13 protein-coding genes are annotated in these 15,121 nt (G+C 75.6%); 11 read left to right on the plus strand and 2 right to left on the minus strand.

All coding sequences use genetic code 11. The annotated features are described in order from the left end of the window. Positions 1-27: 27 nt before the first annotated feature. From ACI79C_RS11015 to ligA, 7 genes are all read left to right on the plus strand, one after another. Positions 28-807, plus strand: coding sequence for an electron transfer flavoprotein subunit beta/FixA family protein (locus ACI79C_RS11015; protein ID WP_456945693.1), 780 nt, complete (start codon positions 28-30; stop codon positions 805-807). A gap of 33 nt (positions 808-840) precedes the next feature. Beyond that, complete coding sequence (locus ACI79C_RS11020; protein ID WP_456945694.1) at positions 841-1,803, plus strand: electron transfer flavoprotein subunit alpha/FixB family protein; 963 nt, start codon at positions 841-843, stop codon at positions 1,801-1,803. Positions 1,804-1,952: 149 nt separating this feature from the next. Beyond that, complete coding sequence (locus ACI79C_RS11025) at positions 1,953-3,347, plus strand: MFS transporter (RefSeq protein ID WP_456945695.1); 1,395 nt, start codon at positions 1,953-1,955, stop codon at positions 3,345-3,347. Continuing rightward, the gene (locus ACI79C_RS11030) at positions 3,344-4,534 is read left to right on the plus strand and encodes a cysteine desulfurase family protein (protein ID WP_456945696.1); all 1,191 of its coding nucleotides are present in this window, start codon (positions 3,344-3,346) and stop codon (positions 4,532-4,534) included. Before ACI79C_RS11025 ends, ACI79C_RS11030 begins: the two co-directional genes overlap by 4 nt. Positions 4,535-4,688: 154 nt before the next feature. Next, entirely contained in the window at positions 4,689-5,777 is a 1,089-nt protein-coding gene (gene mnmA / locus ACI79C_RS11035; protein ID WP_456945697.1) for a tRNA 2-thiouridine(34) synthase MnmA, read from the plus strand. Positions 5,778-5,821: 44 nt separating this feature from the next. After that, positions 5,822-6,862 carry a methionine synthase gene (locus ACI79C_RS11040; protein ID WP_456945698.1) on the plus strand — a complete coding sequence of 347 codons (1,041 nt, stop codon included), beginning with the start codon at positions 5,822-5,824 and terminating at the stop codon, positions 6,860-6,862. 58 nt (positions 6,863-6,920) lie between these two features. Next, a complete protein-coding gene (gene ligA, locus ACI79C_RS11045) occupies positions 6,921-9,086 on the plus strand; it encodes an NAD-dependent DNA ligase LigA (RefSeq protein WP_456945699.1) in 2,166 nt (721 codons plus the stop codon). Between the two features lie 91 nt (positions 9,087-9,177). Here the strand turns inward: ligA and ACI79C_RS11050 are convergent, their stop codons facing one another. After that, complete coding sequence (locus ACI79C_RS11050) at positions 9,178-9,861, minus strand: ACT domain-containing protein (RefSeq protein ID WP_456945700.1); 684 nt, start codon at positions 9,859-9,861, stop codon at positions 9,178-9,180. 218 nt (positions 9,862-10,079) lie between these two features. Here ACI79C_RS11050 and gatC point away from each other — a divergent pair, with 218 nt between their 5' ends. Genes gatC through gatB form a run of 4 tightly spaced genes read left to right on the plus strand, consistent with a single transcriptional unit; the run spans position 10,080 to position 13,655 of the window. Next, entirely contained in the window at positions 10,080-10,442 is a 363-nt protein-coding gene (gatC, locus tag ACI79C_RS11055; RefSeq protein ID WP_456945701.1) for an Asp-tRNA(Asn)/Glu-tRNA(Gln) amidotransferase subunit GatC, read from the plus strand. Between the two features lie 2 nt (positions 10,443-10,444). Continuing rightward, complete coding sequence (gene gatA, locus ACI79C_RS11060) at positions 10,445-11,974, plus strand: Asp-tRNA(Asn)/Glu-tRNA(Gln) amidotransferase subunit GatA (protein WP_456945702.1); 1,530 nt, start codon at positions 10,445-10,447, stop codon at positions 11,972-11,974. After that, positions 11,971-12,150 (plus strand): hypothetical protein, encoded by a 180-nt coding sequence (locus tag ACI79C_RS11065; protein WP_456945703.1) that lies wholly within the window; start codon positions 11,971-11,973, stop codon positions 12,148-12,150. The genes gatA and ACI79C_RS11065 overlap by 4 nt, the downstream gene beginning before the upstream one ends. After that, positions 12,147-13,655 carry an Asp-tRNA(Asn)/Glu-tRNA(Gln) amidotransferase subunit GatB gene (gene gatB, locus ACI79C_RS11070; protein WP_456945704.1) on the plus strand — a complete coding sequence of 503 codons (1,509 nt, stop codon included), beginning with the start codon at positions 12,147-12,149 and terminating at the stop codon, positions 13,653-13,655. Before ACI79C_RS11065 ends, gatB begins: the two co-directional genes overlap by 4 nt. 87 nt (positions 13,656-13,742) lie before the next feature. Here gatB and ACI79C_RS11075 read toward each other — a convergent pair whose 3' ends face one another. Beyond that, positions 13,743-14,861: a PQQ-dependent sugar dehydrogenase gene (locus ACI79C_RS11075; protein ID WP_456945705.1), complete on the minus strand. Its 1,119-nt coding sequence runs from the start codon at positions 14,859-14,861 to the stop codon at positions 13,743-13,745. Positions 14,862-15,121 lie beyond the last annotated feature (260 nt).

Genomic DNA, 15,121 nt, shown 5'->3' on the forward strand with positions numbered 1-15,121 from the left:
GACCCCAGCGCGGAGGTGGGTCTGGCGATGGACATCGTCGTTCTGGTCAAGCAGGTCCCCGATTCCGGGAGCGAGCGCACCCTGGACGCGGCGGACAACACCGTCGCCCGGGGGAGCGCGGACAACGTCGTCAACGAGATCGACGAGTACGCGATCGAGGAGGCGCTCCAGCTCAAGGAGGCCCACGGTGGCGAGGTCACGGTCCTGACCGTCGGGCCGGACTCGGCCGCCGACGCGATCCGCAAGGCGCTGTCGATGGGCGCGGACAAGGCCGTGCACGTCACCGACGACGCCATCCACGGCTCCTGCGCGGTGCAGACGTCCGCGGTCCTGGCCGCGGCGCTGTCCCAGCTGTCCTACGACATCGTGCTGTGCGGCGCGGAGTCCACCGACGGCCAGATGTCGGTGATGCCGGCGCTGCTGGCCGAGCGGCTGGGCATCCCACAGCTGTCGGGCGCCCGCAAGCTCACCGTCGAGGGCGGTGTGGCGAAGGTGGAGCGGCAGACCGACGGCGGCTACTGGGCGTTGGAGGCGCCGCTGCCGGCGATCGTGTCCACCTGGGACACCATCAACGAGCCGCGCTACCCCTCCTTCAAGGGGATCATGGCCGCGAAGAAGAAGCCGGTGGAGAAGAAGTCGCTGGCCGACCTGGGCCTGGACCCCTCGGCCGTCGGCCTGGCCACCGCCACCAGCCAGGTCCTCGACTTCGCCGGCCGGCCGCCCAAGGGCGCCGGGGTCAAGGTCGCCGACGAGGGCGACGGCGCCCAGAAGCTGGTCGACTTCCTCGCCGGCCAGAAGATCGTCTGACCCGGACCGAAACGAAGGAGAGAGGCAACCCCCATGGCTGAGGTCCTGGTCCTCGTCGAGCTCAACCCGACCGGCGACGGCGTCCGCAAGACCACGCTGGAGGCGCTGACCGTCGCCCGCGCGCTCGGCGAGCCCGCAGCCGTCGTCGTCGGCGCGCCCGGCTCGGCGGCCGCCGCCCGCGAGCAGCTGGCAGAGTACGGCGCGGCGAAGGTCTACGTCGCCGAGTCCCCGGAGGTCGACGAGTTCCTCGTCGCGCCCAAGGCCGAGGTGCTCGCGCAGCTGGTGTCCTCCGCGTCGCCGGCCGCCGTGGTCATCCCCTCCTCCCAGGAGGGCAAGGAGGTCGCCGCGCGGCTGGCGGTCAAGACCGGCTCGGGCTTCCTCACCGACGTCACCGACATCGCCCCCGACGGCACCGCCACCCAGGTGGCCTTCGCCGGCGCGACGATCGTGCACTCGAAGGTCACCACCGGGACGCCGATCTACACCGTGCGCGGCAACTCGGTCACCCCCGAGCCGGCCCCGGCCGCCGCGGCCGAGGAGCAGGTGGCCGTCACCGTCTCCGAGGCCGCCAAGGCCACCCGCGTGGTCGACCGCGTGGTCGAGCAGAAGTCCTCGCGCCCGGAGCTGACCGAGGCCTCGATCGTCGTCTCCGGCGGCCGCGGCGTCGCCTCGGCGGAGAACTTCTCGATCATCGAGGCCCTCGCCGACTCCCTCGGCGCGGCCGTCGGCGCCTCGCGCGCGGCGGTGGACTCCGGCTTCTACCCGCACACCTTCCAGGTGGGGCAGACCGGCAAGACCGTCTCCCCGCAGCTGTACATCGCCGTCGGCATCTCCGGCGCGATCCAGCACCGGGCCGGCATGCAGACCTCGAAGACGATCGTCGCGGTCAACAAGGACCCCGAGGCCCCGATCTTCGAGCTGGCCGACTTCGGCGTCGTGGGCGACCTCAACACCGTCGTCCCGCAGGCCACCGAGCTGATCACCGCCCGCAAGTAGGAGGACCTCGCTGCCCCCACGCCTCGCTGACGCTCGGCGCGGGCCCCTGCAGCGAGGCCAGGCCCAGCGCCGGTCCCGTCCGACGGGGCCGGCGCTCGGTGCGTGTCGGGAAGCCGTCGCCGCGCGGAACGGTTGGCGGGGAGGTGGACGTGCAGGCGCCGGGGGGCGGGATCTTCGACCGGCGGCACCGGCTGCCGACCTCCGGGTTGCTCCTGCTGGTCACCCTCGTCGCCTTCGAGGCCATGGCCGTGGGGACGGCGATGCCGACGGTGGTCGCCGAGCTCGACGGGCTGGCCTGGTACGGCTGGCCCTTCAGCGCCTACCTGGTGGCCTCGGTCGTCGGGATGGTCGTGGGCGGCGACCTCGGCGACCGGCGCGGCCCCCGGGCGGCGCTGGTGGCCGGTGTCGCCGTCTTCGGCACCGGCCTGCTGGCCGCCGGGCTGGCCGGTGGCATGGGCCTGCTCGTGGCCGCGCGGGCCGTCCAGGGCCTGGGCGGCGGGCTGATCGCCGTCTCCCTCTACGTCGTCGCGGGGCAGGCCTACGACGCCGCGCTGCGGCCCCGCCTGTTCGGCGCGATCTCCGCGGCCTGGGTGCTCCCCGCGCTGGTGGGGCCGCTGGTCGCCGGGCTGGTCACCACCCACGTCAGCTGGCGCGCGGTGTTCCTCGGGCTGCTCCCGCTGGCCGCGGTCAGCCTGCTGCTGGTGCTCCCGGCGCTGCGCGACCTCGCGGCGCCGGCGGACCCCGGCGGTCCCGGCGGGCGTGCCCGGACGGCGTGGGCCGGGCTCGCCGGGATCGGGATCGGCGCGCTGCAGGTGGCCGGCCAGCGGCTGGACCTCGCCGCGGTGGCGCTGGCCGGCGCGGGTCTGGTCGCGCTCGCCCTGGGGCTGCGGCGGCTGCTGCCGGCCGGCGTCGTCCGCGCCCGGGCGGGGCTCCCGGCCGTCGTCGGCGCCCGCGGGCTGCTGGCCGGGGCGTTCTTCGGCATGGACGTGCTCCTGCCCCTGGCGCTGACCCAGCTGCACGGCGCCAGCCCCACCGCCGCCGGCCTCCCGCTCACCGCCGGCGCGGTGGGCTGGGCGACCGCGTCCCAGCTGCAGGGCCGCCGTCCCGCGGTGTCCCGGGCCCGGCTGCTGCGGACCGGCTTCGTGCTCCTGGCCCTGGGCGTCGGCGGCAGCGCGCTGGTCGCCGTCCCCGGGGTCGGCGGGTGGCCGGCCTACCTGACCTGGGCCGTGGCCGGGTTCGGCATGGGCCTGGGGATGCCCACCGTCGGCGTGCTGCTGCTCGCCGCGTCGCCGGAGCACCGCCGGGGCGCGGACTCGGCGGCCTTCCAGATCGCCGACGTCACCGGATCGGCCCTCTGCGTCGGGGTGGTGGGGGTCCTGGTCGCCGCGGCCACCGCCGCGCTGCTGCCGCTGCCGGGCGCCGTGGCCCTCGCCGCGGCGCTGCTCGCCGGGCTGGCCGTGCTCGGCGCCGTCGTGGCCCCGCGGGCGGCCGCCCCGGCCGGGGCGGGCACTCCCGCGCCCGCGACTACATTGGCTGCGTCATGACCTACCTCGACCACGCGGCGACCACGCCGGTGCTGCCCGAGGTGCTGGCTGCGATGACCGAGCAGCTCGGCCGCGTGGGCAACGCCTCCTCGCTGCACGCCAGCGGCCGCGCCGCACGCCGCGCCGCCGAGCAGTCCCGCGAGCGGCTGGCGGACGCCCTGGGCGCCCGGCCGTCGGAGGTGCTCTTCACCGGCGGCGGCACCGAGAGCGACAACCTGGCCGTCAAGGGCCTGTTCTGGGCGCGCCGCGACGCCGACTCCCGCCGCCGCCGGATCGTGGTGAGCCCCGCGGAGCACCACGCCGTCCTCGACAGCGTCGAGTGGCTGGCCAAGCACGACGCCGCCGACATCACCTGGCTGCCGGTCGAGCCCACCGGCCGGGTGACCCCGGAGGCGCTGGCCGCGGCGCTCGGCGACGGGGAGGACGTGGCGCTGGCCAGCGTCATGTGGGCCAACAACGAGATCGGCACCGTGAGCGACCTGGCCGCGCTCGCCGAGGTCGCCCACGCGGTGGACGTGCCACTGCACACCGACGCCGTGCAGGCCGTCGGGCAGGTGCCGGTCGACTTCACCGCCAGCGGGGTCGACGCCCTGACCATGACCGGGCACAAGCTGGGCGGGCCGATGGGCGCCGGCGTGCTGCTGCTGCGCCGCGACGCCGAGTGCACGCCGCTGCTGCACGGCGGGGGCCAGGAGCGCGACGTGCGCTCAGGGACCCTCGACGTCGCCGCCATCGTCGGGCTGCAGGTGGCCACGACCACCGCCGTCGGCACCCGCGTGGAGCGGACCGCGCGGATGGCCGCGCTGCGCGACCGGCTGGTGGCCGGGGTGATGGCACAGGTGCCCGACGTGCAGCTCAACGGCGCTCCGCTCGACGACGTCGTCGCCGGGGGGCCGGGGCGGCTGCCGGGCAACGCCCACCTGTCGTTCCGCGGAGCGGAGGGCGACGCGCTGCTCATGCTGCTCGACGCCCGCGGGGTGGAGTGCTCGACCGGGTCGGCGTGCAGCGCCGGCGTGGCCCGGCCCAGCCACGTGCTGCTCGCCGTGGGCGCCGACCCCGACCGGGCGCGCAGCTCGCTGCGGTTCTCCTTCGGCACGACGTCCACCGACGCCGACGTCGACGCCGTTCTCGAGGTGATCGAGCCGGTGGTGGAGCGGGCGCGCCGGGCGGGGATGGGGCGTCGGTGAGGCGGCAGGGAGTGGGCCTCGCGGCGAGCTCACGGAGCCGACAGCGAGTGGGCATCGCAGCGAGCGCCAGCGAGCGAGGAGCGCAGCGAGCGCGGAGGCGACCGATGTCGTCGAGCGAGGAGCGGAGCGACCGCGGAGCCGGACGGGTCCGGTCGTGAGGGTCCTCGCCGCGATGAGCGGGGGCGTGGACTCGGCGGTCGCCGCGGCCCTGGCCGTGGACGCCGGGCACGACGTCACCGGCGTCCACCTGGCGCTGTCGCCGGACCGGCAGACCCTGCGCAGCGGCGCCCGCGGCTGCTGCAGCGTGGAGGACGCGCACGACGCCCGCCGGGTCGCCGACGAGCTGGGCATCCCGTTCTACGTCTGGGACCTCGCCGAGCGGTTCACCGAGGACGTCGTCGAGGACTTCGTCGCCGAGTACGCGGCCGGCCGGACCCCCAACCCCTGCCTGCGCTGCAACGAGAAGATCAAGTTCGCCGCGGTGCTCGACCGGGCGCGGGCGCTGGGCTTCGACGCCGTCGTGACCGGCCACCACGCGCGGCTGGCCGACGGGCAGCTGCGGCGGTCGGTGGACGCCGGCAAGGACCAGTCCTACGTGCTCGCCGTCCTCACGGCCGGCCAGCTGGCCGGGGCGCTGTTCCCGCTCGGGTCGATGACCAAGCAGCGGGTGCGGGAGATCGCCGCCGAGCGCGGCTTCGCCGTCGCGACCAAGGCCGACTCGCACGACATCTGCTTCATCCCCGACGGCGACACCCGCGGCTTCCTCGCCCGCCGGCTGGGGGAGCGGCCCGGGCCGGTCGTGGACGCGGCCACCGGCGCCACGGTGGGGGAGCACGCCGGCACCCACGGCTTCACCATCGGCCAGCGGCGGGGGCTCGGCGTGGCCGTCGGGGACTCCCGGCCGCGGTACGTGCTCGGCATCGAGCCGGTGAGCCGCACGGTCACCATCGGCACCGCCGACCTCGCCGGCGTGACCGAGGTGCGCACGGGGGCGCCGTCCTGGACCGGTCCGGCGCCGGAACTGCCCCTCCGGGCCGAGGTGCAGCTGCGCGCCCACGGGACGCCGGTGCCCTGCGAGGTGACCGCGGCCGAGGACGGGGGCCTCCGGCTGCGGCTGGACGCCGAGCAGCGGGGCGTCGCGCCGGGACAGTCCGCCGTGCTGTACGCGCCCGACGCCGAGCGGGGCGACCTCGTGCTCGGCCAGGGCGCCGTCGTCGCCACCGGGCGGCCCGTCGCCGCCTGAGGCCGGGGCCCCTGGGCCGGGGCCGCGCGACTAGCGTCGCCGTCGTGGCCTCGCCGATCGACCCCGTCTCGCCCAGCGACCCGACAGCGGACGACGCCGCCGCGACCCCGACCACGTGGGGCCCGGCCACCGGCGTCGGCTCCCTGCCCCTCACCGACCCCGCCGAGGCGGTGCGGATCGTCACCGGTGAGCTGCCGGAGTTCCCGCACCTGCCGGAGCTGCCCGGCCGCGGCGCCGGTGCCGACATGGTGGGGCGCACCGCGGCGCTGTTGGTCGACCTCGCCGTCGAGCTGACGCCGGCCGGCTGGCGGCTGGTCCCGCGTCCGGGCATCGACCTGCGCCGGGCGCAGGAGTTCCTGGCGCGCGACCTCGACGCCCTCCACGACGTCGCCGAGGGCCACGACGGGCCGGTCAAGCTGCAGGCGGCCGGGCCGTGGACGCTCGCCGCCGCGCTGGAACGCACCCGGGGCGACCGGGCCGTCGTCGACCCGGGTGCGCGCCGGGACCTCGGCCAGTCACTGGCCGAGGGGCTGGCCGCCCACGTGGCCGCTGTCGCCGCCCGGGTGCCGCGGGCCCGCATCGTCGTGCAGCTCGACGAGCCCTCGGTGCCCGCCGTGCTGCAGGGGGCGCTGCCCACCGTGAGCGGCTTCGGCAGACTGCCCGCCGTCCCGGCCCCGGTGGTCGAGCAGGAGCTGGCTGCCGTGGTCGCGGCGTTGCCGGTGCCCGTCGTGCTGCACTGCTGTGCGAACCGCGCCCCGCTGGAGCTGCTCCGGGCCGCCGGTGCCGCGGCGCTGTCCTTCGACCTCGGGCTGGTGCAGGACCTGGACGCCGTCGGCACCGCCGTCGACGCGGGCACCCACCTGCTGCCCGGCGTCGTCCCGGGCACCGACGCGACCCTGCCGGCGCCGAAGGCGACCGCCTCCCGGGTGCAGGCCTGGTGGAACGAGCTCGGCTTCCCCGCCGAGCAGCTGCACACGGCCGTCACCCTCACGCCCTCCTGCGGCCTGGCCGGCGCGACCCCAGGCTACGCGCGGGAGGCGATGACCCACGTCCGCGAGGCGGCGCGGTACCTGCAGCCGGAGTGACGCACACGCCTGGGGGAACGACCGGTTCGCTGTCCCAGGCTCCGGATACGGTTCGGCCGTGACCACCGAAGCCGAGCTGGACGAGTCGTCGGTCGACGCGCCCGAGGTGGCTGCCGCCACCGAGCGGGAGGACCTCACCGAGGTCCCCGACGAGGCGCGCACCCGCCACCGGGACCTCTCCGAGGAGCTCGACCGGTACGCCTTCGCCTACTACGTGCAGGACGCGCCGCTGGTCAGCGACGCCCGGTACGACGAGCTCATGGGTGAGCTCAAGGGCATCGAGGCCCAGCACCCGGCCCTGGTCACCCCGGACTCACCGAGCCAGAAGGTCAACGGCGGCTTCACGGCCACCTTCGCCCCGGTCGCGCACCTGGAGCGGATGCAGAGCCTGGACAACGTCTTCAGCAGCGACGAGCTCTCCGGCTGGGCCGCCCGCGTGGAGCGGGAGGTGGGCGGCGTCGCCACGTACCTGTGCGAGCTCAAGGTGGACGGCGTCGCGGTGGCGCTGGTCTACGAGCGTGGCCGGCTGGTGCGGGCGGCCACCCGGGGCGACGGCGTCACCGGCGAGGACGTCACGGCCAACGTGCGGACGATGGACGACGTCCCGCAGCAGCTGACCGGCGACGACGTGCCCGCGCTGCTCGAGGTCCGCGGGGAGATCTACTTCCCGGTCGCAGCCTTCGCCGACGTCAACGCGGGGATGGTCGAGGCCGGCAAGGCGCCCTTCGCCAACCCGCGCAACGCCGCGGCCGGGTCACTGCGGCAGAAGGACCCGCGCATCACCGCCTCCCGGCCGCTGCGGCTGGTCGTGCACGGGCTGGGCGCGCGGGACGGCTTCACCCCGGAGCTCCAGTCGGCCGCCTACGAGCGGCTGCGGGAGCTCGGCCTGCCGGTGAGCAGCCGCTACGCGGTGGTCGACGACCTCGAGGGCGTGTGGGCCTTCATCGAGCGCTACCGCGAGCAGCGGCACTCGGTGGAGCACGAGATCGACGGCGTCGTCGTCAAGGTCGACCAGATCGCGCTGCAGCGCCGGCTCGGCTCCACCTCCCGCGCGCCCCGCTGGGCGATCGCCTTCAAGTACCCGCCGGAGGAGGCGACCACCAAGCTCCTCGACATCCGCGTCAACGTCGGCCGGACCGGCCGGGTGACCCCGTTCGCGTTCATGGAGCCGGTGAAGGTGGCCGGCTCGACCGTGCAGCTGGCCACGCTGCACAACGCCAGCGAGGTCAAGCGCAAGGGCGTGCTGATCGGGGACACCGTCGTCATCCGCAAGGCCGGCGACGTGATCCCCGAGGTGCTGGGGCCGGTGGCGGCCGCGCGCACCGGCGAGGAGCGCGAGTTCGTCATGCCGACGCACTGCCCGGAGTGCGGCACGGAGCTGCGGCCGGAGAAGGAGGGGGACGCCGACATCCGCTGCCCGAACGCCCGGTCCTGCCCGGCGCAGCTGCGGGAGCGGGTGTTCCACGTCGCCGGGCGCGGCGCCTTCGACATCGAGGTGCTCGGCTACGAGGCGGCGGTCGCGCTGCTGGAGAGCTCCCTGCTGCAGGACGAGGGCGACATCTTCTCCCTCGACGAGGAGGCGCTGTGCCGCACGGCGTTCTTCACCAAGAAGGACGGCGCACTGTCGGCGAACGGACGCAAGCTGCTGGCCAACCTGCAGACCCGCAAGGACGTCCCGCTGTGGCGGGTCCTCGTCGCGCTCTCGATCCGGCACGTCGGCCCGACCGCGGCCCAGGCGCTCGCCCGCGACTTCCGCTCGCTGGACCGGATCGCCGAGGCCTCCGAGGAGGAGCTCGCGGCCGCCGACGGGGTGGGCCCCACGATCGCGAGGTCGGTGCGGGACTGGTTCGCCGTCGACTGGCACCGCGAGGTCGTGGAGAAGTGGCGGGCGGCCGGGGTGCGGATGGCCGACGAGGGCGAGGACGCCGGACCGGGCCCGCTCACCGGGGTCACCGTCGTCGTCACCGGCTCGCTGCGTGACCACAGCCGCGACCAGGCGATCGCGGCGATCCAGGAGCGCGGCGGCAAGGTCACCGGCTCGGTGAGCAAGAAGACCGGCTTCGTCGTCGTGGGCGCCGACCCGGGCAGCAAGTACGACAAGGCCGTGCAGGTCAAGGCGACGATCCTGGACGACGACGGCTTCCGGGTGCTGCTCGAGGAGGGGCCGGACGCCGCCCGCGCGGTGGCCACGATCGGCGACGGCAGCGAGCCCGCCGGACCCTGACCGCCGGCCGAGCGGCGGTGTCCTCACCGACGGCCCTCCTGCAGGGGCCCGCCGCGAGCCTGCGAGTGGCGGGGGGCAGGAGGGCCCTCCTTCAGGCCGGAGGGAGGTGGGCCACGCTCGCGGCGATGCCGGTGAGGTGGACCAGGCGCAGCAGCTCCGACCGCCGGTAGGCCGGTCCGCCGGACCGGCCCAGCACCACCGCCGTCCCCGGGCCACCGAAGGGGGCGGCCATCATCTCGATCGCCATCTCCCGCCACCGCTCCGGCAGCCAGTCGTCATCGCTCGGCAGCAGCCGCGGCGCGGCCAGGGGCAGCCACGGCATCGTCATCCCGTCGAAGGTCGGCGCGGCATCGGAGGCGGCCAGCACCTCGCACGGCGTCCCCTCGGACTCGGCCTGCAGCACCGCGGCCCAGCCGCTGTGGAACACGCGGGGCAGTTCGGCGGCGAGCAGCTTCACCGCGAGGGTGGGTGGGGGATCGGTGGCGGCGCGGGCCAGCGACTCGAGCAGTTCGAGCTCGCGGTGGGTGTCCAGCGGCCCGGCGAAGGGCCGCAGCGACTCGACCTGCACGCCGTCCACGGAGTGCGCGGCGGTGATCAGGCTGTCGGGGAGCCGATCGGCGGGCAGGTCGACCACGACGTCGTCCACGGCGACGCCGCCACCCCGTTCCAGCACGTCGACCGACACGATGTCGATCCCGGCCGTGCCGAGCGCGGTGGCCACGGCACCGAGGATGCCGGGACGGTCGGGGACGACCAGCCGCAGGAGATAGGACACGGTTCCTCCGGGGCGCGGGGTACGGGCCGATCTCCGTCGATCGCGGGCGCCGTCAGCTTCCCGCATGGGGCGGCCGGCGGTCGAGAGGCCCCCCGGCCGACCGTCGGGAGACCTCCGCGCCGGCTGGTCGCGCTAGAGGCCCACGTACAGTGGCGGGGTTGGATCCCGGTCCCCAGCGGGGCCGCGGAGGCCCCGCCGAAGTGGAGTTCCGCCAGAGCATGAGCACCCCCTCCCCGAAGGAAACCGCCGCCGCGCGGGACGCCGCCGGCCCGGCGCCGGACACCGCCGGCCTCGGGCGGGACGACGTCGCCCACCTGGCGCGGCTGTCCCGGCTGGCCCTGAGCGACGAGGAGCTCGACCACTTCGCCGGTCAGCTGAGCGCGGTGCTCGACGCGGTGGCGCAGGTCGGCAAGGCCGACGTCGAGGACGTGCCCCCGATGACGCACGCGGTGCCCCTCACCAACGTCACGCGGCCCGACGTCGTCACCCCGAGCCTGCCGCGCGACGTCGTCCTCTCCCAGGCCCCGGCCGCGGAGGACGACCGCTTCCGGGTGCCGCAGATCCTCGGGGAGGAGGAGTGAGCGTGGAGCTGACCGACCTCGACGCCACCGAGCTCGGCCGCAGGCTGGCCGCCGGCGAGGTCAGCTCGGCCGAGCTGACCCGCGCCTACCTCGACCGGATCGCCGCCGAGGACGACGCCATCGGCGCCTACCTGCACGTCGACGCCGAGGCCGCGCTGGCCCGCGCCGGCGAGGTCGACGCCGCCCGCGCCGCGGGGGAGGAGCTCGGCCCGCTGGCCGGCCTGCCCGTCGCGCTCAAGGACGTCTTCGTCACCGAGGGCGTGCCCACCACCAGCGGCTCGAGGATCCTCGAGGGCTGGCGGCCGCCCTACGACGCCACCGTGGCCAAGCGGCTCAAGGACGCCGGCACGGTGCTGCTGGGCAAGACCAACATGGACGAGTTCGCGATGGGCTCGTCCACCGAGAACTCCGCCTACCGGCCGACCCGCAACCCGTGGGACCCCGACCGCATCCCCGGCGGGTCCTCGGGCGGGTCGTCGGCGGCGGTCGCCGGTGGCCTGGCCCCGTGGGCGCTCGGTACCGACACCGGCGGCTCCATCCGCCAGCCGGCCGCGGTCACCGGGCTGGTCGGGCACAAGCCCACCTACGGCTCGGTCTCGCGGTACGGGCTCATCGCCTTCTCGTCCAGCCTCGACCAGGCCGGGCCGATGGCGCGCACCGTCCTCGACGCCGCCGTCCTGCACGAGGCGATCGGCGGGCACGACCCGCGTGACTCCACCAGCATCGACGCCCCCGTGCCGGTCCTGGTGAAGGCCGCCCAGGAGGGCGCGCGCGGCGAGCTGGCCGGTCTGCGCGTGGGCGTCGTCCGCGAGCTCGGCGGCGATGGGCACACCGACGGCTACGAGCCCGGTGTCCTGGACCGGGTGCGGCAGACGGTCGCGCTGCTGGAGGGCATGGGTGCGGAGGTCCGTGAGGTCTCGTGCCCGTCGTTCGACCTCGCGCTGCCCGCGTACTACCTGATCGCCCCGAGCGAGGCGTCGTCCAACCTGGCCCGCTTCGAGGGCATGCGCTTCGGGCTGCGGGTCGGCGACGACGGCAGCCACTCCCTCGACGAGGTCATGTCCCTGACCCGCGAGCAGGGCTTCGGCGCGGAGGTGAAGCGCCGCATCATCCTCGGCACCTACGCGCTCTCGGCCGGCTACTACGACGCCTACTACGGCCAGGCGCAGAAGGTCCGGACGCTGATCACCCGCGACTTCACCGCCGCCTTCGCCGACGTCGACGTCCTGGTGAGCCCGACCAGCCCGACGGTGGCGTGGCCGATCGGCGCCCGGGTCGACGACCCGCTGGCGATGTACGCCGCCGACCTGTGCACCCTGCCGGCCAGCCTCGCCGGGCTGCCGGCGATCTCGGTCCCGTGCGGGCTCTCCGACGGGCTGCCGGTCGGCTTCCAGGTGATGGCCCCCGCGCTGGCCGACGACCGGTGCTACCGGGTCGCCGCCGCCGTGGAGGCCGCGCTGGACTCCGCCCGTGGGCACCGGCTGCTCGACGAGCTGTCCCGGCGGACGGCGACGCAGGGGGTCCGCGCGTGAACGGGCCGCTCAAGGCCGCCTGGGCCCTCACCGCGTTCGTCGTCGTCGTGGGTCTGGTCGGCTGGATCGCGACCGGCGAGGTCTTCTTCGCCGTCTTCATCGTCCTGGGCCTGCTGACCGCCGCCGGAGCCTGGTTCTCCGGCCGTACCGGCCCGAAGGAGGGCAACCCCTCATGACCACCACCCGGACCGGCGAGGCCCTCGTCGACTACGACGAGGTCCTCACCCGCTACGAGCCGGTCATCGGCCTGGAGACCCACGTCGAGCTGGGCACCGCGTCGAAGATGTTCTGCGGCTGCGCGACCACCTTCGGTGCCCCGCCCAACACCCACACCTGCCCGGTCTGCCTCGGCCTGCCCGGCTCGTTGCCGGTGGCCAACGCGGCCGCCATCGAGGCGACCATCCGCATCGGGCTGGCCCTGGGCTGCCGGATCGCGTCCTGGTGCCGCTTCGCCCGGAAGAACTACTTCTACCCGGACATCCCCAAGGGCTTCCAGACCAGCCAGTACGACGAGCCGCTGTGCACCGCCGGGCACCTCGACGTCGAGGTGGACGGCGAGACCCACCGCGTGGAGATCGAGCGGGTGCACCTCGAGGAGGACACCGGCAAGAACCTGCACGTGGGTGGCGCCACCGGCCGCATCCACGGGGCCGACTACTCGCTGGTCGACTTCAACCGCGCCGGCATCCCGCTGGTCGAGATCGTCACCCGGCCCATCCCGGGCGCGGGCGCCAAGGCCCCCGAGGTGGCCCGCGCCTACGTCACCGAGCTGCGCGACATCATCCAGACCCTCGGCGCCTCCGACGTCCGGATGGAGCAGGGCAGCCTGCGCTGCGACGTGAACACGTCGCTGGCGCCCAGCGGGAGCCTCGAGTGGGGCACCCGCACCGAGACCAAGAACGTCAACTCGCTGCGCAGCGTGGAGCGCGCGGTGCGCTACGAGATGCGCCGCCAGGCCGCCGTCCTCGACGCCGGCGGGCGGGTGCTGCAGGAGACCCGGCACTTCCACGAGGACACCGGCACCACCTCGCCCGGGCGCAGCAAGGAGGAGGCCACCGACTACCGGTACTTCCCCGAGCCCGACCTCGTCCCGGTCGCGCCGGACGCCGAGTGGGTGGAGAAGCTCGCCGCCGAGCTGCCCGAGCTCCCCGCCGCGCGCCGCACCCGCCTCCAGGAGGAGTGGGGCCTGTCGGCCACCGAGATGGCCTGGATCGCCAACGCGGGTGCCGTCGACCTGGTCGACGCCACCGTCGCGGCCGGCGCCACCCCGGCCGACGCCCGGAAGTGGTGGCTGGGTGAGCTGGCCCGCCGGGCCAACGACGCCGGGGTCGAGCTGTCCGAGCTCGCGGTCACCCCGCGACAGGTCGCCGAGCTCACCGCGCTGGTCGCCGCCGGCACGGTCAACGACCAGCTGGCCCGCCAGGCGCTCGACGGCGTGCTGGCCGGGGAGGGCGACCCGGAGCAGGTCGTCGAGGCCCGCGGCCTGGCGGTCCTGGGGGAGTCCGACGAGCTCGTGGCCGCGGTCGAGGCCGCGATCGCCGGGGCGCCGGACGTCGTCGCCAAGGTGCAGGGCGGCAAGGTGCAGGCGCTCGGCGCGCTCGTGGGGGCGGTCATGAAGGCCACGCGCGGCAAGGCCGACGCGGCGACGGTGAAGCGCATGCTCGAGGAGCGCGTGCTCTGACACCGCGGCCAGGTGCCGCCCCCGCTGCGTGCAGCCCCGGCCCTCGTGCCCGAGCGGACCCCTCGCGGGCCGCTCGGGCACGAGGGCTCACAACGGGGAGTCGGAGGAGCCACCCGGCGGGAGGATCCGCAGCACCTTGTCGTCGTCCTCGGCCGGGGTGCCGATGCCGTCGCGGTTGGACGTGGTGATCCACAGCGCGCCCTCGGCGTCGAGGACGACGGTCCGCAGCCGGCCGTAGCGGTCGGTCAGGAACGCGGTGGGTTCCTCGACGGCGACCCCGGTCGCGTCGAGCTGGACCGCGTGCACCCGCCGACCGTCGAGGGCGCCGAGGAACACGGTGCGGCCGGAGACGGCGCAGCCGCCCAGGCCGCCCTCCACGGCCGGGACGTCGGCGACGGGGCCGAGGCTGTCCGGCCGGTCCTCCGGCGAGCCGTAGTCGCCGCCGTCGATGAGCGCGTTGAGCTCGTCCGCGCCGTCCGCCGCGTCGTCGGTGGCGAAGACCGTCTCGTCCCCGCCGAGGCACAGCGCCGTGACGTCGCGGTGGCCCTGGCTGAACACCGGGCCGTCCCCGCCCACCGGCTGGCCGAAGACGTCGACGTGCAGCACCTTGCCGGCCAGCGAGGCGGGGTCCTGGGCCAGGCCCGCGTTGCCGGTGTCGCCGGTGCCCACGTACAGCGTGCCGTCGAGGCCGAAGAGCAGCCCGCCGCCGTTGTGTGTCTCGCCGCGCGGGATCCCGGTGAGCACGGGGTTGGGCGTGCCGCCGATCGGGAAGCGCACCACGCGGTTGTCGGTCGCGGTGGACACGTAGGCGTAGAGCAGGCCGTCCTCGGCGAAGGTGGGGGACAGCGCCAGCCCGAGCAGCCCGCCGTCCCCGGCGGTGTCGATGCCGCCGACGGTCATCAGCTCCTCGGCGGGGGAGCGGTCCGGGAAGACCTGCAGCAGCCGGCCGGTCTCGCGCTCGCCGACGATCGCGCTGCCGTCGGGCAGCACGACCAGGCCGGTGGGCACGGTCAGGCCTGAGGCGACGACGTTGGGGTCGCCGCCCTCCTCGCCGGAGTTCGGCTCGGCGGGATCGCCGGGGGCGGGCGGCTGGGACGACTCGGTCGGCGGCCCCACCTGCGGCGGCGGGCCCTCGGGCAGCGGCCGGAACGGGCCGGACGGCTCGTAGCCGCCACTGCCGCACGCGGCCAGGACCAGCGTCAGCACGGCGGTGCCTGCCGCGGCTCCCGCCCGTCTGCCGCGCCGCCCGCCCACACCTGAACAGTACGTGCGCCTGGCGGCCCCGTGCCGGGCCCCGGCGCCGCGCAGGGGCGGGCTGCGAGCCTGCGAGCGGCGGGGGGCGGGGCGGCCCCGTCCCGGGTCTCGCCCTGAGCTCGCGAAGGGTGGGAGGACGGGCGGCTCCCCTCCAGGGGCCCGCTGCGAGCCTGCGAGCGGCGGGGGGCGGGGCGGCCCCGTCCCGGGTCCCG

The sequence above is a fragment of the Geodermatophilus sp. SYSU D00697 genome (genome assembly GCF_054050175.1).